At 37.9% G+C, this 23,071-nt stretch carries 4 protein-coding genes; all 4 read right to left on the bottom strand.

Features of this window, described 5'->3' with window-relative positions:
* Window positions 1–41: 41 nt before the first annotated feature.
* Window positions 42–7,871 (bottom strand): amino acid adenylation domain-containing protein, encoded by a 7,830-nt coding sequence (locus ACL6C3_RS18365; RefSeq protein WP_413160480.1) that lies wholly within the window; start codon window positions 7,869–7,871, stop codon window positions 42–44.
* On the bottom strand, window positions 7,868–15,193 hold the full coding sequence (locus tag ACL6C3_RS18360; RefSeq protein WP_413160479.1) for an amino acid adenylation domain-containing protein: 7,326 nt from the start codon (window positions 15,191–15,193) through the stop codon (window positions 7,868–7,870). Before ACL6C3_RS18360 ends, ACL6C3_RS18365 begins: the two co-directional genes overlap by 4 nt.
* Before the next feature lie 18 nt (window positions 15,194–15,211).
* Window positions 15,212–19,753, bottom strand: coding sequence for a beta-ketoacyl synthase N-terminal-like domain-containing protein (locus ACL6C3_RS18355; protein WP_413160478.1), 4,542 nt, complete (start codon window positions 19,751–19,753; stop codon window positions 15,212–15,214).
* A 62-nt stretch (window positions 19,754–19,815) separates the two neighbouring features.
* Window positions 19,816–23,070: a non-ribosomal peptide synthetase gene (locus ACL6C3_RS18350; protein WP_413160477.1), complete on the bottom strand. Its 3,255-nt coding sequence runs from the start codon at window positions 23,068–23,070 to the stop codon at window positions 19,816–19,818.
* Window position 23,071 lies beyond the last annotated feature (1 nt).

Below are 23,071 nucleotides of genomic sequence, written 5' to 3'. Positions count from 1 at the left end.
TTGGGTTGCTAAATAGGATTAAAAGATTGGTCAATCGAAGTTTATAAATCAGTTAAAAGGTCATCGAGTTCATCTTGACTAAAATCCATTTGCGGGAAATCTGAAGGCGTGTAACCTCCTGTTTTTGAGGATAGACAGTGTTCGATTAATGTTCGCAAACTATTTAAGAAGTTTTCAGCTAGATTTTCAATGGTTGTAGAACGATGAATGGCTTGGCTATACGTCCAATTGAACCGCATTTTATCCCGAGAAACGATACCATCAATTTCTATTAAACAGTTTCGATGATTTCGAGGACTGCGAGCAATTCCAGTGGGTTCGCTGGCGGGATAGAATAGGGAATTGGAGGGAAAGATTTGGTCAACTTGTCCCAAGTAGTTAAAGCGAATTTCTGCATTTTTATTTTTAATGAGATGACCAGAACTACTCAGGTATCGCAACAAACCATAACCTATTCCTCGGTTGGGGATTTGACGGAGTTGTTCCTTGATTGACTTAATATTATTGTCGTAATTATCGCTATTTCCCAAATTTAATAATACCGGAAACAATGTGGTAAACCAGCCCACTGTTCGGGACAAGTCAACCGTATTAAAAAGTTCCTCTCGTCCGTGTCCTTCGAGTTCTATTAACAGTTGGCGTTGTCCCGTCCGCTGAGAAAACGTTTGAACTAAAGCCGTTAGTAAAATATCGTTGATTTGGGTTTGATAAACCGTTGGAACTTGATAAATAAGAGCGTGAGTTTCTTCGGAACTCATTGTTATTGAAATGGTTTGAGCTTCAGCCATTGTGTTATTTCCAGTTGGAAAGTCAACCGGAATTTTGGCAATTTCAGAGTTAGAGATATTCTGCCAATATTCAAGTTCGGTTTGAAGTTCTGCTGAGTTAGCGTAGTCTTGTAGAGACTCTGACCACTGTTTAAAGGAAGTGGTTTTTGCGGGAAGTCGAAACGTTTGGTTTTGGGAACTTGTTTGGAGAATATTTTGAATATCCTCCAATAAAATTCGCCAGGAAATCCCATCAATAATTAAGTGATGAATTACAATTAACAATCGACTGTTTTGACTGCGACCTAAATCAAACCATGCAACTTTAACCAAAGGAGGCTGAGAGAGGTTAAAGCTACTTTGAAGCTGAGTTGCAGTTTTGAAAATCGCTTGTTTTTGGTGTTGTGTTGGTTGTTCGGATAGGTCGATTTTGAGAATCTGAAAGTCTAAATTGTTGTCAGAATTAAACTGTCGCCAACCGAGTTTTGTTTGCTCAAAATATATGCGTAAAGCATCGTGATGTGCGAGTAAGGTTTGAAACGCTATTTCTAACTGATTCCAGTTAATTTCAGACTGAACCTCCAGTAAAATCGACTGATTCCAATGATGAGCATCGATGAAATTTTGCTCAAAAAACCAGTGTTGGATGGGGGTAAGCGGGAGAGAACCTGTAATAATTCCTTGTTCGGCTTTTATTGCTGTTCTTTCTTCGGCTATAGCAGCCAAATCCGCGAGAGTTTGATATTGAAAAATAGACTTCGGTGTTATGTTTAAACCCGCTTGATTCGCCTGAGCAACAACTTGAATCGCGAGGATAGAATCACCCCCCAATTCAAAGAAGTTATCATTAATACTAATTTGGTCAATTCTGAGAATCTGACTCCAAATTTTAGCGAGTTGCTTTTCTTTTTCTGTTTGAGGTTGAGCAGAGTCTAACTGTTGTTTAATCGGCTGATTTTCGGGTGTTGGCAATGCTTTGCGGTCAATTTTTCCGTTGGGTGTTAACGGGAAACTTTCTAACACCATAAACACCGAAGGAATCATATAATCGGGTAGCCTATCTTTGAGGAAGCGACGCAATTCATTTTGCAGTTCAGATGCTAATTTTTCATCTTTAGACTTGGGAATAATGTAAGCAATTAAACGCTTATTTTTAGCCTCGTCTTCCCAAGCACTAACAACGGCTTGAGAAACACGGGAATGTTCAACCAAACTCGCCTCAACTTCTCCAAGTTCAATGCGGAATCCCCGAATTTTCACTTGGTTATCTAACCGACCTAAGTATTCAATATTTCCATCGGGTAAATATTTAACTAAATCTCCTGTTTTATAAAGACGATTATTCTGGTTTGCTTTATTTTTTTCAACCAATGGGTTGGGAATAAATTTTTCTGCTGTCAGTTCAGGACGGTTGAGATATCCTCTCGCCAAACCCGACCCTCCGATATATAATTCACCGGGAACACCGACGGGAACAGGTTGCAGAGAACGGTCTAAAATATAAACTTGGGTATTAGCAATTGGACGACCAATAGAGGGAATTTGATTGCTTCCCGGTTGAGTTAATACAAAGGTTGAATAGGTTGTATCTTCGGAAGGGCCATAAAGGTTAAAAACCTGCTGAATCTGCTGTTGATAAAGTTGCTGAACTAAGGTGTTAGATAGTGCTTCACCTGCTAAATTTACGGTGGTTACACTGTTAGGAATACCGTTGATTCTAAGCAGTTCTGTAGCGGCAGAAGGGACTGTATTAATCAGAGTAACTTCTTCCGAATGAGGTAAGGTTGGCAACTGTAAAGCGTTTTCACCCAAAATAATTTTTCCTCCAACACTGAGCGGTAAAAATAACTCAAATACTGATAGGTCAAAACAAATAGAAGTTGAAGCAAAAACGCCTGAAAGTTGTTCTTTGGTAAAGACAGTTTTCGCCCATTGTATAAATGTCACAGAACTGTAATGAGCAATTGCAACTCCCTTCGGTTGACCTGTAGAACCGGATGTATAGATAACATAAGCCAAGTTTTCGGGAATAACTTGATTGAACGGATTTGTTTGATTTTCTAAAGATATTTTTTCCCCATCTCTATCTAAATTAACAATGGCTTTGAGAGAAGAACTAAAATCTAAAAATTCGGTATTTTGAGCAATTAAAACGGCAATTTTAGCATCTTCCAACATGAAAGCTAACCGTTCTTTTGGATAGGTTGGGTCGAGGGGAACATAAGCGCCACCTGCTTTGAGAATGGCTAAAATAGCGACAACCATTTCAACCGAACGTTTAACACAAATACCAACTTTTACTTCGGGTTTAACTCCTAATTTTTGTAGATAATGTGCCAGTTGATTGGCTCGATTATTTAACTCTTGATAAGTTAAACGTTGATTCTCAAAAATTAAAGCGGTTGCATGGGGTGTTTTCTCAACTTGGGTTTCAAATAACTGATGTAAACAAACGGGTTGAACTTCTAAGCCGGTCTGATTCCATTCCTGTAGTAATTTTTGCTGTTCAGCTTCTGGAAGAAGCGGTAAATGAGATAACTTTTGTTTGGGTTCGGCGATAATTCCTGAAAGTAAGGTTTGAAAATGTTCTGTTAAACGTTGAATGGTTTCTGCTTTAAATAAATCGGTATTATACTCAAATTTTCCGACTAATCCTTCAACGGTTTCAGCCATATATAATGTCAGGTCAAACTTGGCTGTATTGTTTTCACTCTCGACTAAATGCCAATTCAAACCCGATAATTTAATCGGCTGTATTGCGGCATTTTGCCAGACAAACATCACTTGAAATAGAGGCGTATAGCTCAAATCTCGCTGCGGTTGGAGTGCTTCTACTAACTGTTCAAAGGGTAAATCTTGATGAGCATAAGCCCCCAAAGCCACTTCTCTAACCTGCTGTAATAACTGTTCAAAGGTGAGGTCTTCGGTTAGATGTGTTCGCAGTGCTAAGGTGTTAGCAAAAAATCCAATTAAGCTTTCAATTTCTGTTGAGTTTCGATTGGCAATTGGAGAGCCTATCACAATATTTTCGCTTCCGGTATAGCGATACAATAACGTTTTAAATACCGCCAACAAGGTCATAAACAATGTACAACCAAACTGCTGACTTAAAGTTTTAATCGCTTGAGATTGTTCGGGAGAAAGTTTAAAAGTTGTTGTGGCGCCTCGGAAGCTTTGAACCGCCGGACGTGTGTAATCAGTTGGTAATTCTAAAACTGTCGGTATTCCCTTTAGCTGTTGTCGCCAGTAACCCAATTGATTCTCTAATAATTCTCCTTCTAAATATTGTCGTTGCCAAGCTGCAAAATCTACATATTGGATGGGTAAAGGTGCAAGAGGCGAGGGTTGAGCGTGCGAGAAAGTTTCGTACAGTTTAGCAACTTCCCGTATTAGAATAATTACTGACTGTTCATCGGAAATAATATGATGCAACGTCATCAAAATAATGTGGTCTGTTTCAGCAATTTTGATAATTTTAACTCTTAATAAAGGGCTAGTATTGAGTTCAAAAGGATGCCGTGATTCTCGCTTAATTAATTGTTTAATATAACCATATACCTGTGAGTTTGGAACCTCACTAATGTCGATAATCGGTAGATTTAACTGAAGTGAAGGTGAAATTACGATTTGGGGTTTTCCTTCAACCGTTAGAAAACTTGTTCTTAGGACTTCGTGACGATGAATGACTGCGTTAATACTTTGTTCAAGTATCCCCATATTCAGTTTTCCTTCGATTCTGACTGCTCCGGGAATATTATAAAAAGGACTATCGGGTTCGAGTTGAGCAAGGAACCATTGTCGTTGTTGAGCGAAAGATAAAGGTAAATTTCCTTCTCTAACAATGGGCTGAAGCGGTTTAATTGTATGCTTTGAATTGGTTTTTTGAGCCGTAAAAATTGCTTCTGCTAATCCCGCTATTGTTGGGGTTTCAAATAAACGACGTAGCGGTAAATCAACATTAAAAACTTCGCGAATTTGAGAGATAACGCGAGTGGCTAATAACGAATGTCCCCCCAATTCAAAAAAGTTATCTTTTATGCCAATCTGCTTTGAATTTAAAATATTTTCCCAGATTACCGCTAAGATTTCCTCCGTAGGTGTTCGGGGTATTTCGTGAGTATCTGATAAGTTTGTGACTTGTTCTGAAACATTTGGAAGCGCACGTCTATCAATCTTACCATTGGGAGTTAGAGGAAAAGTATCTAACACCATAAAAGCAGAAGGTATCATGTAGCCGGGTAACTTTTCGGCTAAAAACTGTCGAATATTTGATAAATTTATATCGTTTTTTGATTTAGGAACAAGATAAGCTACTAAACCTTGATTTTCGGTCGTTAATGAAGCCAAAACTACAGCCTGTTCAACTTGCGGATGTTGTTTTAATATCGCTTCTATTTCTCCCAATTCTATTCTAAAACCCCGCAGTTTAACTTGATAATCTAACCGTCCTAAATACTCAACATTTCCATCGCTCAGATATCGCGCTAAATCTCCGGTTTTATACAGGCGTTCAGAAGTATTTTTAAAAGGATTGGGTAAAAAACGTTCTGCGGTTAAGTCGGCTCGGTTTAAGTAGCCTCTGGCAACTCCAACTCCTCCAATATATAACTCTCCGGGTACTCCTATCGGAAGGGGTTGTAGGTTTTTATCGAGAATATAAAACTCGGTATTAGCAAGGGGGCGACCAATTAAAACTGTTGATTTTTTCTCTAAGTCTTCTGTGTTTTTAACTTCATAAACGGATGACCAAATTGTTGTTTCAGTCGGCCCGTAAACATTAAAAAGTTGTTGATAATTTTGATAAAGTTGTTGGGCTAATTTCGGGTCTAATGCTTCTCCTCCACTAAGAATTTTTAGGTTGGGTTTTCCTGACCATCCGCCCAAAATTAACATTTGCCAGGTGGCGGGCGTGGCTTGCATAATTGTGATGTTTAATTGCTTAATTTGATGTTGAAGTTGTTGGCTGTCTGTGGTTGTTTTTTGGCTGGCAATCACTACACGCGCACCAATAATTAAAGATAAATAAAGTTCTAAGGCGGCGATATCAAAAGACAGGCTGGTAACAGATAATAAAACGTCTGATGGTGTTAAATCGAGGTTTTTATTAATAGCAAACAGAAAGTTAGTCAAGGCGTGATGAGAAATTTGTACGCCTTTCGGTTGACCTGTAGAACCAGAAGTGTAAATAATGTAGGCGAGATTTTTGATGGTGATGTTATTATAAAGGTTATCTGTTTTTTGTTGAGTAATGATTGACCACTGTTCGTCTAGATTGATAATATTTTTACAGGGTAATTGAAGATTATTGAGAGATTTTTGAGTGATGATGAGTGATATTTGAGCGTTGTCTATAATAAAACTAAGACGGTCTTGAGGATAGGCGGGGTCAAGAGGAATATATGTGGCTCCGACTTTTAAAACGGCTAATAAAGCGATAACCATTTCGCAGGAACGCTCTAAACAAATGCCGATAGTTTGTTCGGGTTGAACGCCCTGTTTTTGTAGGTGGTGAGCGAGTTTATTTGCTGTTTTATTAAGTTGCTGATAGCTGAGTTGTTGGTCTGAGTCAACAACAGCAATAGCATCCGGTGTTTGTTCGGCTTGGGTTTCAAAAAGTTGATGAATACAGGCGAGTTTTTCAAATGTTGTTTGAGTTTTATTCCATTCGACCAATAGTTGATGTTTTTCGGTTTCCGCTATAAATGAAAGTTCGGATATTTTCAGGTGAGAATGAGTTACAATCTGTTCTAATAAGTTTTTGAAATGAGTAATTAGATTGCCAATCGTTTCAGCTTTGAATAAATCTGTATTGTATTCAAATACTCCGGTCAGTCCCGATGGATGTTCATACATATCCAAGCTCAAATCAAATCGAGCCGTTTTATTTTCGGGATTAATATAATTAAAAGTTAAATTGGGGATTTTAACAGTTTTTGTCGGAGTATTGTGAAGAATAAACATCACCTGAAATAGAGGATTGTGGCTTAAATTCCGTTCTGGCTGCAATTCCTCTACTAAATATTCAAACGGCAAATCTTGGTGAGCATAAGCCCCTAGAGTGACTTCACGCACCTGTTTGATAAAATCCCTAAAGCTTGGATTTCCAGATAGATTTGTTCTAAAAACTAAGTTATTAACAAATAAGCCAATTAGGTTTTCAATTTCGGGGCGATTACGATTAGCAACCGTCGAACCCACTACAATATCTTCTTGTTGAGTGTAGCGATAAAGTAACGTTTTCAAAGCCGCCAATAATAACATAAATAAGGTTACATCTTCCTGACGACCAAGAGCTTTCAGAGATTCAGAAAGTTGAGAAGACAGGGAAAAATATTGACTTTCTCCTCTAAATGTTTGCACCGCAGGACGCGGATAATCTGTCGGCAACTGAAGAATTGGGGGATTATTTCCTAATTGTTTTTTCCAGTAATTAAGTTGCTCCGAACGAGCTTCACTTTCCAACCATTTTTTCTGCCAAACAGCATAGTCTACATATTGAATATTGAGTTCGGGTAAAGGTAAATTTTGACCTTGATAAAAAGCTTGATAAATGGCGGCTAGTTCTTGAATTAGTACCCGCATTGACCAGTAATCAGAAATAATATGATGCAGGGTAAATAGCAGTATATATTCATCGGTTGAAAGCTTTAATAATTTGGCTCGTAATAAAGGAATTTGAGTTAAATTAAAGGGCTGTGATGCTTCTTTTAGAATCTGCTTTTTAACTTCAATATCACGTTGAGTTTGAGAAAGTTCCTGAAAATTAATCACGGGAATATTGAGATTCAAAACTGGATAAACACTCTGAACCATCTCACCTTCAATTTCTGTAAAGCTTGTTCGCAATATTTCATGGCGTTTGATGATTTCATTAATACTTTTTTCTAAAGCATCAATATTGAGTGAACCCTGCAAATGCAAAGCAGCAGGAAGATTATAAACTGAATTTCCGGGCTGTAGTTTATCTAGAAACCAAAGTCGCTGTTGAGCAAATGAAAGCGGAAAAAATTGAGGCTTGTTAGCCTTTTTTTGCATCAGTTTTTTGAGCAGTTCTCGCTTTTGTTCGGGCGAAAGTTTGGAAAGGTTAGATGGTGTTGGGTTCATTGGTTTTCCTCCGCTAACATTTGAGTGAGTAAATCATCAAGTTCTTGTTCTGAAATTTGGTCGATATTATCTAGATTTTCTGGGGAATCATTACGGTTCACCCGCTCAATTTTAATGGGTTCATTTTCAGTAACTTGATTGTTATTTTGTTTTATCTCTAGTTCCAAATCAGCAATAGTTGGCGTTTCAAAAAAGCGACGAATTGAAATGTCTACTTTAAAAGCTTGACGCATTTGAGAAATAACCTGAGTGGCTAATAGAGAATTTCCCCCTAAATTAAAGAAGTTGTCTTGAATGCCTACTTTTTCTAAGTTGAGAGCTTTTTGCCAAATTGCTGCTATTTCTGTCTGTAATTCAGTTTTAGGTTCTACATATTCTACTTGATTTCGCCCAGTAAAACTATCAGGTTTTGGTAAATTTTTACGGTCTATCTTTCCATTGGGTGTTAGGGGAAGTTCCTCCAAGATTATATAGTTTTGAGGAATCATATATTCGGGTAACTTCTCGCGTAAAAACTGACGTAATTTTTCTAGAATCGATTCGGATTTTTGAGGAGTTTCTGGAGATAACCACTGTTTTGTCCAAGCCGTATCAATGCGACCGCCTACAAAGCTATGTAATAATATTTGATTGGGTTCGAGGTTAAACCATTCTTGTATGGGTTCAAATTCTAAAGTACCAATCGGACAAAGACCGATTTCGTGCTTGGGCGCAGTTTCCATTAAAAGTTGGCTAATATAACCCGCTTCTAATAAACAAAAATCTTTTGCTTTTTCACCATAAATTGGATGAATTGCATTTAAGTTACCCATTAAAAATATAGCAAAAGCAGATTGTTCAAATATGGATTGATTGACCCCATATATTTTGCTATCAATATTAGCATTTTCTTGAATTAGAATTAAACGATGTTCTGCCGGATTATAGTAATAAATTCCGGGTGTGATTTCTGCAATATAATTCGGTTTTATATAACAATAGGTTTGTACGGGATAAAGACTTCCGGCCGAAGCATATCGATATTTAGGTAGGGGCGAGTTTTCTAATTTTATTTGCATCAAACAGCTTATCAACTGACTAAATTCTTGTAAAGATATCGGTTTATCTATGAATTTTCGATAACTCTGACGTTGTAAATAAGCCTCAGTAAATTCTTCACTGAGTTCGGGTTTGGGTAACTCGATGCTGGGTTGTTTAGCTTCTGTGATGCGTAGTCCCGGTTGTTGTAACTTGAATTCAATCCGATCAATACCGGAGACATTTTGGGGTTCTTTTGGAACAATATAAGCAACTAATTGTTGATTTTCTCGTGTTTCCCCTATAGCTGTGACGATTGCTTCTTGAATGGCTGAATGTTGTTTTAAAGTGGATTCAATTTCACCGAGTTCTATTCGGTATCCATTAATTTTAACTTGAAAGTCTTCCCGACCTAAAAATTCTATATTTCCATCGGGCAAATATCGCCCTAAGTCTCCCGTTTTGTATAATCTTTCTTGAGTTTTAGGATGAATAATAAAACTTTTATTTGTCTTTTCAGGATTTCGCCAATATCCTTTAGCGAGTCCAATTCCACCAATATAAAGCTGTCCTGTCACCCACATCGGACAAGGCTCTAAAGCTTCATTCAAAACATAAAAACGTTGGTTCGCCATTGGACGACCATAGGGAATACTTTTCCAATGAGGATTAACCGTTTCAATCGGATAAAGAATCGACCAAATTGACGCTTCTGTTGCACCTCCTAAGCTAATAATTTTAGTATTTTTATTCAGTGTATTTTTGATGCGGTTGGGTAAATCTAAGGGTAGCCAATCTCCACTGAGTAAGACCAAACGTAAGGAATTTTTCACTTCGGAGCGAGAGTTTAAATGTTCTAACAGCATTTGCATCAATGCGGGAACAGAATTCCAAACTGTAATTTCTTGCTGTTCAATTAATTCTACCCAATGAGCCGGATCTTTAGTCGCCTCAGCATTAGGGATAACAATCGTTCCTCCGGCTGCTAACGTCCCAAAAATATCATACACTGATAAGTCAAAGTTCAGGGCAGATAGAGCTAAAATTCGGTCATCTGAGGTGATATTAAAACGCTGATTAATATCAATAATTGTGTTAACTGCGCCTTGATGATCGATTGTGACTCCTTTCGGTAATCCCGTAGAACCAGAGGTATAAATCACATAGGCTAAATCTTGGGGACTATTATGAGTGTTTAAAGCCAAGTGTTCGGTTTCTTCACAAGAAAGTTCAAGGTTATCTACACAAATTCGCGTGATATTTTCTGGAATTTCTAATTGATGATTCAGCCAAGATTGTGTGAGAATTTGTTTAACTTCAGTTTCTTGTAATAGGTGTAATTGTCGCTCTTTTGGCAGTTGAGGATCGATAGGAACATAAGCTGCACCTGCGGCTAAAATACCCAAAGCAGCGACAACTTGTTCCCAACCTTTTTCCATAACAATCGCAACTAATTGATTGGAAGAAACGCCGAGTTTCTGAAGTTGCTTTGCAAAATTAAGAGCAAGATGACTTAATTCTTTATAGGTTAATGTCCGTTCTCCACTAACAACAGCGATATTTTCTGAATAGACAGATACTTGCTCAAAAAACAAATTGTGCAGGAGTTCATTTGAAATTGTAAAATCAATGTCAGTTGCATTAATTGCTGTAATTGTTTGCAGTTGTGCTGGCGGTAAAACTTGCCGATTTATGGTGTTCCAAAGTTCATCTTCATTGGCTAAACGCTCTAAAAATTTGGAGTAAGCTGCAAACATTTCATCTAATAATCCGCTTGGGAAAAGTTCGTCAATTGTATCCCAATTAAATACCAAAGCGCCGCCAATTTCAGAGACTTGATGATCGAAGTAAACTTGAGAGGTTTGACTCAGGCTATAAACGACTTCTGTTTGCCAGTTTCTCCGAGACATTTCCGGGGTATTTTGAGTTAAGGTGCTGGTAAATACAACGGGCATTAATGCACCCGAAACTCGCCCTTGAATCCGAGCTAAATCTCGCAAAACCTGAACGCCGCTAACATAACGATGATCTAAATCTTCCCAAAGTTGTGCTTGAACGTTTTTAGCACGAGTTATAAAATTATTCTGTTGTTGGTTATCTATTTCTAACAATAAAGATGAGGTAAAATCCCCGATAATTTCATTAACTTCTGGATGAACGGGCAGGCGATTAAAGAGAGTTAAATTGAGAGTAAATTTTGAACTTTTACTCCAAGTTGTTAAAATTTCTGCAAAAGCTGCGAGTAAAACTCCAGAATGAGTGATACTAATTTGAGTCGCTTTTTGTTTGAGACGTTGCCAAGTTTGAGGTTCTAATTGTCCGCTGCGGCGTACAAACCGAGGGTTTTTTATACTGGCTAAATTGTGCTGAAGGGGAAGTTCGGGAGCGGGAGGTAAGTTAACAAGACGGCTTTGCCAATAGTTGCGAGAACGATGATAAAGTTCGGAATCCCGCCAAGCATTTTCAGCTAAGACATAATCTCGGAAAGAGAGGGATAAATGTGATAATAAAATATCGGGATTTTGAATGAGTTTTCCGAGTTCACGTCCGATGATTTGCAAACTCCAAGCATCCCCAATTAAGACATCAAAACTCACAAAAAATCTAGTTTTATCGTCTTCCAATAAAGCGGCTTGAATTTCAAATAACGGCCAGCGATCTGTGAGTAAAATTTGGTGAGAGAGACGATCGCGCATTTCTTCTAATGTTGCGGTAATACGCTCGGGACTTTCTCCCTGCAAGTCTATTGTTTTAATTTTGTAGGGCGGAACTTCAGCTAATATTTGCTGCTGTCCATCGGTTTTAATAATAACCCGCAGCATATCGTGATGTTCAATTAAGCGCTGTAATGCTTGTTCAACTTGTTCAACTTTTAAGCCCATTGTTTCGATTTCACGATAGCCATGTGTTGCAATATTTCCTAACTCAAAGGCTTCGCTGCGACCCATCAAATACGCTTGCTGAATATCGGTGAGCGGGAAGGGTTGATGACGGTCTTCTGGGTTAGGAATAATTTGAGGTAAAGGTGAAACAGATAGGGCTTTATTTTGGGTTTGAATCTGTTCAGCTAATCCAAATATTGTGGGTTTTTCAAATAAAGAACGCAAGGGAATTTGTACGCCAATTTCTTCGCTGATTTCGGCAATAATTTTAATACCTAATAGAGAATGTCCGCCCAATTCAAAAAAGTTATCGTTAACTCCAACTGACTGAACCTTAAGTTCTTTTTGCCAAATTTTAGCGATGGTTCTTTCTAATTCAGTTTTCGGTTCAATATATTCAACTGTTAATTCTGGTCTAAATGTATCGGGAACGGGCAGAGATTTGCGGTTGATTTTTCCATTGGGAAGACGGGGTAAAGCTTCCAATTTTACAAAAGTACCGGGTATCATGTAACTGGGTAACTTTTGTTCTAAAAAGCGTCGGAGGTGATTCACATTTGATTGTTTATCTTCGGATAAAAAGACAACATAAGCCACCAAACGTTTATTATTCTGTTCATCTTCTCGCACCGTTACTACACATTCATGCAAAGCAGGATATTGACTTAAAACGGCTTCAATTTCTCCGATTTCAATTCGATAACCTCTGATTTTAACTTGATGATCAATACGTCCTAAAAATTCTAACGTTCCATCCGCTTGATGGCGAACTAAATCACCAGTTTTATACAGCCTATTTCCCGTATGTTCTTGAGAAATTTTATAGGGATTTGAGATAAACTTTTCGGCTGTTAATTCGGGTCGATTTAAATAGCCTCTGGCCAGTCCGTCACCTCCCAAATACAATTCCCCCTTAACTCCAATGGGAACAGCTTGTAAATATTGATCTAAAACATAGGCTTGAGTATTATTGATCGGTTGACCAATGGGAACGGATAATTTAGAACTACTTTTTACCAAAGCATAAGTTGAATAAGTTGTGTCTTCGGAAGGGCCGTAAAGGTTATAAATTTGCTGAATTGTTTTCTGTTCTTCTAGCTGTTGAACCAGGCGATTTTGTAAGGCTTCTCCGGCTAAATTCACCGTACAAACTGATGACGGAATTCCCTTAATTTGAAGGAGATGAGCGATCGCACTGGGGACTGTATTAATTAATGTTATTTGATCGGCAGCAGGTAAATTGGGTAAATCTAAAGCATTTTCAGCTAAAATTATTTTTCCTCCCCAACTAAGCGGAAAAAATAATTCAAATACGGATAGATCAAAACAGATGGAAGTTGAGGCAAAAACACCTGCAAGACTTTCTGGACTAAAAACTTGTTTCGCCCAATGAATTAACTGTATTGTACTCCGATGTTCTATTGCTACGCCTTTGGGTTGACCTGTTGAACCGGAAGTATAAATGACATAAGCTAAGTTATTTTCTGTTACTTTAGAGGTGGGATTTTCTGAACTTTCTTGGGTAATTTTATTCCAGTCCGTATCAAGATTAATTCTTGAGTGAGTTTCTCCGGCTTCTATTAAAATTTCGGATTGACTAATTAACGCCGAAATTTGTGCATCTTCTACAATAAAAGATAGACGTTCTACAGGATAAGCGGGATCGAGAGGAACATAAGCAGCACCCGCTTTTAGAGTTGCTAAAATTGCGACAACCATCTCAACAGAACGATTGACACAAATTCCGACTTTATCTTCTGGTTTTACTCCTACTTTTTGAAGGTAATGAGCAAGCAGATTCGCCCGTTCATTGAGTATTTTATAGGTGAGAATATCCCGATTAAAAATTAACGCGACTGCATCCGGTTCTGTTTGAACTTGTTCTTCAAATAACTGATGAATACATCTGCTATCTTTTAAGTCATGTTGAGTATTATTAAATCCAACTAAAAGGGTTTGTTGTTCGGTTTCTGAAAGAAGTGATAACCCTGATAAACGTTCTTCTGGGTTCGCTACAATACTTGAAAGTAGGGTTTGAAAATGCTCAACTAAACGAGCAATTGTAGCTTCTTTAAATAAATCTGTATTGTATTCAACTTGTCCTCTTATACCCTGTTCGGTATCCTGAAGGTTGAAGCGAAGTTCATATTTAACGGTCTTACTTTCTAAAGGTAAACGTTCTAATATTAACCCGGATAATTCTAAAGGTTTTACGTGGGCGAGTTGCAGGTCAAACTTTACCTGAAAAAGGGGCATCATCTGGCTGAGATTGCGTTCGGGGTTCAACACTTCAACCAACTTTTCAAACGGTAAATCTTGATGAGCATAAGCCCCTAAAGTTACTTCTCGAACTCGCTGTAATAACTCTCGAAAAGAAGGATTTCCAGCCAGATTTGTTCGCAAGACTAAGGTATTAACCAATAATCCAATTAAACCCTCAATTTCTGAACGGTCACGATTTGCTATATCCGTCCCAATAATGATATCATTTTGCTGAGTATAACGGTGGAGTAAAACTTTAAAACTTGTTAATAATAATGTAAATAATGTAATGCCTTCTTTTGCTGCTAATGCCTTCAATGAATCAGACAAAGTTTTAGAGAGAGCAATCGGATAATGCTCCCCTTTATCTGTTGAAATTGCAGGTCGTGGGTAATCGAGAGGAAGTTCTAAAACGGGTAATTCATCCCCTAGTTGCTGCTTCCAATAATTAACTTGAGTCTCTAAAAGTTCACCCTGAAGTCTTTGACGTTGCCAAATCGCCCAGTCTGCATATTGAATTGGTAATTCTGCTAGTGGAGAATTTTTATTTTCAACAAAAGCTTTATACAAAATACCCATTTCTCGCAGAAAAACCCCTATCGACCACCGATCAGAAATAATATGATGGGTAGCCATCAGCAGAATAAAATCTGTTTCATCCAACTGCAATAATATTAATCGTAATAAGGGATGATTCAAGTCAAAAGGATGTTGAGTAAATTCGGTAACAATACGTTCAATTTCTGCCCCATTTTCTGTTAGTTGATTCAGGTCAAAAACGGGTAACGAAAAGGGTTGAAAGGGTGAAACAATTTGAATGGGTTGTTTGTCGGCGTTGGTTGTAAAAGTTGTTCGCAGCGTCTCATGTCGCCGGACAATTTCATTAAGAGTTCGTTCTAATATCGGCACATTTAGGCGCCCCCGCAAACGTAAAGCACTGGGGACATTGTATGAACTATTACTCGGGTCAAGCTGTTGAATGAACCAGAGACGCTGTTGAGCAAAAGACAAGGGTAAGGCGTCAGAGGTCTGTCTCCGAGGAATAGTCTGCACTTGAGGACGCTTTAACCCTCTCTGTTGCAGTCGTCGCTCAAACAGCTTTCGTTGCTCTGGAGAAAGATTAGCAATTTCCTTTAAAAATTCTTGAGATTGATTCTTCATTAGTCCGGAATTTTAAAATTACTCGTCTGTATCTAAGTGCTGTTGAACTTCGTCAGGAGAGAGGCGTTTGACCTCTGCCAATAATTCGGCCATCTCTTGCAATTCATCCGGTTGAGGTTGATTTTGAGCGATTACTGTTGCAATCCCCGCTACCGTCGGCGTTTCAAACAACAAATTCCGCAAAGGTAACTCAACCTGGAATGTCTCTCGCAGACGGGAAATCGCCTGAATCGCCAGGAGAGAGTGTCCCCCAAGATCAAAGAAGTTGTCATTAACTCCAACCTCCTCGATGCCCAGAACTTCTTGCAAAATTATAGCAATAGCTTGTTCAATTTCATCACGGGGTGCAACATATTCTTGAGATAAGTTGGGGCGAGAATGTCCTGAAGCCGATGATTGGGACATCGTTGGCGAATTGTCAACTTTCTCTGACAGAGGTTTCAGCTTGACCCACTGATTAATCCGAGTGTCTAAATCTCCCTTAGAAACAATGACTTGAGTCGGCGATTTTAATGATAAAATGCGCTGACAAACTTGACAAACTTCATCGGGTTTTAAGGTAAATTCTGCTAAATTTCCAGCTAATCCTGTGACCGTTTGTTGCTGATTTTGATAGGCAATTGCATCCCAATTTACAGAATACCATAAAGTTGGTATTTTGTTCGCTAAATTTTGATTGTTTTTATAATTAGCGAACGCATCAATCACTTGATTTGCAGCAGAATAAGCCGCTAAACCTATTCCACCAATAATTGATGAAAGCGAAGATTGAAGGAGATAAAAGTCTGGCTGTTTATGACGCAACACTTTTTCTAAAACCAACAATCCTTTAACTTGTTCTTGAAAACCATACTCGCATTTTTCGGGCTTCAGTTGTTGGAGTAAATCGATAGAGTATTCATTACTCATAGGGGTTGAATAAATGACACCATGAAGTTCGCCAAACTGTTCATCTATTTTTTCTATAATGGCTTGCATTGCATCTTCATTGGTAATCTCTGCTTTAAAAGTGAGATAATCTGAAGAATCGGAGATTTCTCCAGAACTTACTAAAATTAGTTTTGCTTGCAGATTTTTAGCTAAATGTTTAGCTAAAATCCGACCTATTCCCGAATCAAAATCGCCAACAATTAAGTAGACTCCGCCTTGTCGTAGTTGTATATTTTTTTCTTCATTTGCATCAATGCGAATGGGTTTAAATGTTCGCTTCCAACGATAATAATCCCGGTAAGCAACAGTTAATTCTGTAGGTTCATCTAAAAATTCTGCAAGTAGGCAATCACTAAGTTTTTGATAATTTTCTTTTGCAGTCGGAAGCATAACATCAAGATGACGACAAGACAGTTGAGAATATTCTTGCCCAATTCCCAAGCATAGCCCTAAAACGGTTGCTTTTTCAGGATTAACTTGTTCTGAACCCATGACATTATAGATGGGATTGGTAACGACAAAAACTTGTATAGTATTATCAATTTTTCCAGGATTAATCGCTTGGGTTAAAAACAGTAAACTGTAAAATTCTTGATTTCGATCTGTATTCAAGCTTGAATTGGACGAGGGTTTATCGTCTTCTATTCCCCAAAGATGAACAATATAATCGGGATGAAACTCTCGCAGGTTTAAATCTTCAATTAAAGCTTGGTAATCCTGTTTTTCTTGAGGGTTAATTTCAAAAGTTCGATAACCCACTTCGTCAAAGGTTTCTCCTCTACTGACCGTCACAACCTCCTGACCTGCATTAATTAACTTTTGAGCAATTTCTGTCCCAATTTCGAGAGAATCTATAAAAATTAACCAACTTTTTTTGAGTTGACTTAAACGATTCAAATCAACAGAATTAGGTGATAGCATTCTTTCCCAAGTTGGAACATAAAACCAGTCTGCTAAATTTCGTTTTTTATTGGGTTGTTGTTGAGGTTCTGATGAAGGTTCAACCCAGTATTTTTTGCGTTCAAAAGGATAGGTTGGCAAGGGTAAGCGTTGACGATTTTCATCGGTATAAAATCCCGACCAATTAATATTAACTCCGGCTAACCAAAGCTTGCCTAAAGTTGTGAGTAAAAAAGCTGTATCAGATTGATTTTGTTGAGGATGACGAATAGAGGATAGCACAAGCTGTTCCTTGAAATCTGATTGCTGTTTCGTCAGAGAACTTAAAGTTCGTCCCGGCCCTACTTCTAAAAAAATGCGACTTTTATCTTGAATTAACTCTGCAATTCCTGATGAAAACAAAACAGTTTGACGCAGATGTTTAGCCCAATAGTTCGGATCGGTTGCCTGTTCAGCAGTTATCCAAGTTCCGGTAAGATTTGAAATGAAAGGAATTTGAGGATTATTTAACGAAATTTTTTCGATAATTTCTAGAAATTCAGTTTGTACAGAGTCCATCATTGGAGAGTGAAAAGCATGGGAAGTGTGCAGTCTTTTATGTAGAATCCCCTGTTTTTCTAGCTGTTTTTGTAAGCGTTCAATGGCTGCTATTGAACCCGATAATACAGATAATTTAGGTGCATTACTTGCCGCAATTGCAATTTCTGAACTTAGCAATGGTTGCACATCTTCTATCGATAACGCAACAGAAATCATTGCACCGGGAGGCTGTTGCTGCATCAATTTTGCTCGATTTGCAATCAGAAAAAGTGCATCTTCTAAGGAAAAAATACCCGCCAAACAAGCGGCTACATATTCCCCAACGCTATGGCCAATCATTGCTTCGGGATAAATTCCCCAAGCCATCCACAGTTTCGCCAGAGCATATTCAACGACAAAAAGAGCGGGTTGAGCATAGAGAGTTTCCTTAATAGTCTCATCACTTTGAGATTGTTTTGGATAAAGAATATCCCGTAAATCTAAATTGAGATGAGGTTTAAGAGTTTCACTGCAATAGTCAACAATTTCTCTAAAAATAGGCTCTGTTTGATAGAGTTCCAAACCCATATTTACATACTGGGTTCCTTGCCCTGGAAACATGAAGATTACTGAATGATGACTCGGTTCTTGAAAGTGCGTAAAAACTTGATCTGGTTCTAAAGATTCTAGGGTTTTTATGCCTTCTTCAAGGGTTTGAAAAACCATCATCCGACGATAATTAAATGCACGGCGTCCGATTTTTAACGTATAGGCTATATCAGCTAGGTTTAAATCTGAATGTTGCTTTAAATAAGTGACTAAATTGTTCGTAGCCGTTTGTAAAGCTGTATTTGTCTTTGCTGAAAGTAGTAGCAATTGCCAGGGACGAGAAGGACTAGACGGTTGAACTGTAGGGGCTTCTTCTAAGATCACATGAGCATTTGTTCCGCCAATTCCAAAAGAACTAACGCCCGCCCGTCGCGGAATATTGTTCGTTTTCCAGTTTGATAAACTCGTGTTTACATAAAAGGGACTGTCCTCAAAATTAATTTGTTCATTCGGTTTTTCAAAGTGAACTAAAGGGGGAATTTGTTGATGTTTTAGAGCGAGAATTGTTTTGATTAAACCTGCAACTCCTGCCGCAGCATCTAAGTGTCCAACATTAGGTTTTACAGAGGCGATCGCACAAAAATTTTTCTTCTCAGTACCCGCACGAAAAGCTTGAGTTAATGCAGAAATTTCTATAGGATCGCCCAAAGCGGTTCCTGTTCCATGCGCTTCGATATAGCTAATCGTTTCTGGCTCGACTTCAGCGATGATTTGAGCCGCTCGAATAACTTGTGCTTGAGTATCAATTCTAGGAGCGGTATAACTGACTTTAAATGCACCATCATTATTAATCGCCGATCCTTTAATAATTGCCTGAATTGAATCGCCGGCATTGATGGCATCTTCTAATCGTTTTAATACAACAATTCCGACACCATTTCCCCCGACGGTTCCTTGAGCTTGATCATCAAATGTTCGGCAATGTCCGTCAGGGGAATAAATGCCTTCTTCTTGATAGAAATAACCAACTTGTTTAGAAATTGCAACCCCTCCCGCTAAGGCGATATCACAATCTCCACTTAATAAGCTTTGACAAGCCAAATGAACGGCAACCAATGAAGTTGAACAGGCTGTTTGAATATCAATACTTGGCCCTGAAAGATTCAATTTATAGGATACTCTTGTTGTCAAAAAATCTTTATCACTCGCCAAAAAAAGTTGGTAGTTGCTGACTGAATTTCTGATTTTTGGGTTCGTATAAAGATTGAATAGATAACCATTCATTCCCGCTCCCCCGTAAACACCTATCGTCCCCGAGTATTTTTCGGAGTCATAACCCGCATTTTCTAGAGCTTCCCAAGCACATTCTAAGAACAAACGATGTTGAGGATCGAGAAGTTCTGCTTCTTTAGGATTAAACCCAAAAAATTCAGCATCAAATAAGTCTATTCCGTCTAATTTTCCACCGGCTTTAATATATTGAGGATGATTAATCTGATCCTCATCTACTCCAAGTTCTAGAAGTTCTTTGTCTTGATAGAAATGAATAGACTCAACACCATTTTTCAAGTTGTCCCAAAATTGTTCTAAATTCTGAGCTTCTGGAAAGCGACCAGCCATTCCAATGATTGCAATTTCTAAACCGTTATATTGAGTAGCCATTTTTAAGTTTTCCATTTTTGATCAAGATTAATTTTTCAAACAGAGGATGGTAAAATTTAATTTTAATTATTTTGATTTTTATTATCTCGAAAAGCTTTTCGTTGACGGAGTTGAGATAACCTTTTCTTACCAACTGTAAGCTGTTCTGTTCTATCCTCTGGCTGATGACTTGATTCTAATCGGGAGTGATTAAAATAATCAGCCAAAGCATGAATAGTCGGATATCTAAACATTTCTACTAATGGAATATCAGATGAAAATGCTGTTCTCAATTGGCTGTGAACCCTCACCATTAATAAAGAATGTCCCCCCAAATCAAAAAAGTTATCGTGAATGCCAATCTTTTCTAGATTAAGAACTTTTTGCCAAATTTGAGCAATTGTTTTTTCAATTTCAGTCTTTGGCATCACATAAGTTGCTTCTAACTGTGGACGAATTTGTTCGGGTATTGGAAGCCCTTGTCTATTAATTTTATCATTGGGAGTGAGAGGCAAAGCATCTAACATTATAAAAGCAGAAGGTATCATATAACTTGGCAACTTATCTTCTAAAAATTTTCGTAGTTTTGTTACAGTTAACTCCGATTTTTCTGAAAAGACAATATAAGCGATCAGACGCTTTTCTTGGTTTTGTGAATTGACTACTACGACCGCTTGTTGAACTTGCGGATGTTGTTTTAATATTGCTTCGATTTCTCCTAATTCTATTCTAAATCCTCGCAGTTTAACCTGAGAGTCTAACCGCCCTAAATACTCAACATTTCCATCGTTCAGATATCGCACTAAATCTCCCGTTTTATACAGGCGTTCAGAAGTATTTTTAAAAGGATTAGGTAAAAAACGTTCTGCGGTTAAGTCGGCTCGATTTAAGTACCCTCTGGCAACTCCGGCTCCTCCAATATATAACTCTCCGGGTACTCCTATCGGAACGGGCTGTAAGTTTTTATCGAGAATATAAAACTCGGTGTTACCAAGGGGGCGACCAATTAAAACTGTTGATTTATTCTCTAAGTCTTCTGAGTTTGTCGCTTGATAAACTGATGACCAAATTGTTGTTTCAGTCGGGCCATAAACGTTAAAAAGTTGTTGAGAATTTTGATCAAGTTGTTTGGCTAATTTCGGGTCTAATGCTTCTCCTCCACTGAGAATTTTTAGGTGGTGTTTTCCTGACCATCCGCCAAGGATTAACATTTGCCAGGTGGCGGGCGTGGCTTGCATAATTGTGATGTTTAATTGACTGATTTGATGTTGAAGTTGTTGGCTGTCTGCGGTTGTTTTTTGGCTGGCAATCACTACAGGCGCGCCGAGAATTAAAGGTAAATAAAGTTCTAAGGCGGCGATATCAAAAGACAGGCTGGTAACAGATAATAAAATGTCTGATGCTGTTAAATCGAGGTGTTGATTAATAGCAAACAGAAAGTTAGTCAAGGCGTGATGAGAAATTTGTACGCCTTTCGGTTGACCTGTAGAACCAGAAGTGTAAATAATGTAGGCAAGAGTTTCCAGTGTAATGTTGTTATCAAAGTTATCAGTTTTTTCTTGAGCAATAATTGACCACTGTTCGTCTAGATTGATAATATTTTCAACGGATAATCCGAGAGAGTTCAGCGAAGTTTGAGTAATAATCAATGAGATTTGAGCGTTATCTATAATAAAATTAAGACGGTCTTTAGGATAAGCAGGGTCAAGGGGAATATATGTGGCTCCAAGTTTTAAAACGGCTAATAAAGCAATGACCATTTCACAGGAACGCTCTAAACAAATGCCGATTGTTTGTTCGGGTTTAACGCCCTGTTTTTGTAGGTAGTGAGCAAGTTGATTTGCTGTATTATTAAGTTGCTTATAGCTGAGTTGTTGGTGTGAGTCAACAATAGCAATAGCATCCGGTGTTTGTTGGGCTTGGGTTTCAAAAAGTTGATGGATACAGGCAAGTTTTTCAAATGTTGTTTGAGTTTGATTCCAATCTACTAGCAGTTTGTGTTGCTCAGATTGAGATAAAGGTGAAAGTTGATAAAGCTTTTGCTGCGGATTTGTAATTATGGTTAAGAGTAAGGTTTTAAAATTCTCTAAAATTTGAGTGATTGTTACTGAGTTAAAGTGTTCAGAATCATAGACAAGTTTTAGTGAAAGCTGAGAATCACTGACTGCGTAAAGTGTTAGAGGATAATTGGTTTGTTCTTGAGCCGAAACATTTTTAATCTTGAGATTTTTTATGGATTGTTTGAGAGCCGCATCAACGGGGTAGTTTTCAAAAATAACAAGACTCTCAAATAAGGGTAAATTTCTGGGAATCTCACTCAAACGATGGATTTCTACTAAAGGGATATATTGATATTGCTGCGCTTCTATTTGTTGATATTGAAGTTGTTTAATCCATTGCAACAAAGTTTCTTTTCCATCTATATAAATTCGCACCGGAAGGGTATTAATAAATACTCCGACTATCTGTTCAGCGTTCATTAAGTTGGTAGGACGACCCGAATAAGTTGCTCCAAATATGACATCATTTTCTCCGCTATAAAAACTAAGAATTAATGCCCAGGCTGCTTGTATTAAACTGTTAATAGTAACTTGATGTTGTTTGGCGAATAATTTAAGTTTTGCCGTAACTTCTTCCGAAAGCTGAAGCCCCTGTTCTTGATAGTTATTGTTTTGACTATTAAAGCGGTCAGTTTGACGACTAATTGTTGTTGGTGTTGTTAAACCCTGAAGTATTTTACTCCAAAATTTATGAGCATTCGATAGGTCTTGCTGTTGTAACCAAGCAATATAATCTCGATAGGGACGAGGCTTTTCTAGAGGTAAATTTTGACCTTGAATAATAGTTTCATAAAGGGTAATAAATTCTTTAACAATTAAAGGAACAGACCAACCATCTAATAACAGGTGATGGTACATCCAAACAAATTGATAAATATCATTTTGAAGTTGAATTAAATTAAAAGACATTAAAGGGGGTTTTGCCAGGTTAAAGCCTTGCTTTCGTTGAGTTTTCAGTAAAAAATTAAGTTGGGTTTGTTGTTCTTCTGGTGCGAGGTGACGCCAATCCTGATAAAGAGTTAAAGCCTTGACTTCTCGACCAACAACTTGTAGGGGTTTCTCTAAATTTTCCCAAACAAAAGCTGTTCTTAAAATAGAATATCTATTAATAACTTGTTGCCAAGCTTGTTCAAAAGCAGTGCGATTTAAATTGCCTTGGATTTCATAACAAGACTGTACAATGTAGGCTCCTGATTCGGGAGCTAACAAACTATGAAACAGCATTCCTTGCTGCATTGGAGAAAGTGGGTAAATATCTTCTATATTTTTTTGATTCATT

It is taken from the genome of Capilliphycus salinus ALCB114379, from assembly GCF_047276495.1.
GTDB lineage: Bacteria > Cyanobacteriota > Cyanobacteriia > Cyanobacteriales > Microcoleaceae > Capilliphycus > Capilliphycus salinus.
Note: the sequence above shows the minus strand (reverse complement) of the source record. Positions and strands in the feature narration are given on the sequence as shown.

Excerpts from the sequence above, each read along its gene's own strand:
- ACL6C3_RS18355 (WP_413160478.1), bottom strand. The coding sequence starts at position 19,753 with ATGGCTACTCAATATAACGGTTTAGAAATTGCAATCATTGGAATGGCT.
- ACL6C3_RS18365 (WP_413160480.1), bottom strand. The coding sequence starts at position 7,871 with ATGAACCCAACACCATCTAACCTTTCCAAACTTTCGCCCGAACAAAAG.
- ACL6C3_RS18350 (WP_413160477.1), bottom strand. The coding sequence starts at position 23,070 with ATGAATCAAAAAAATATAGAAGATATTTACCCACTTTCTCCAATGCAG.
- ACL6C3_RS18360 (WP_413160479.1), bottom strand. The coding sequence starts at position 15,193 with ATGAAGAATCAATCTCAAGAATTTTTAAAGGAAATTGCTAATCTTTCT.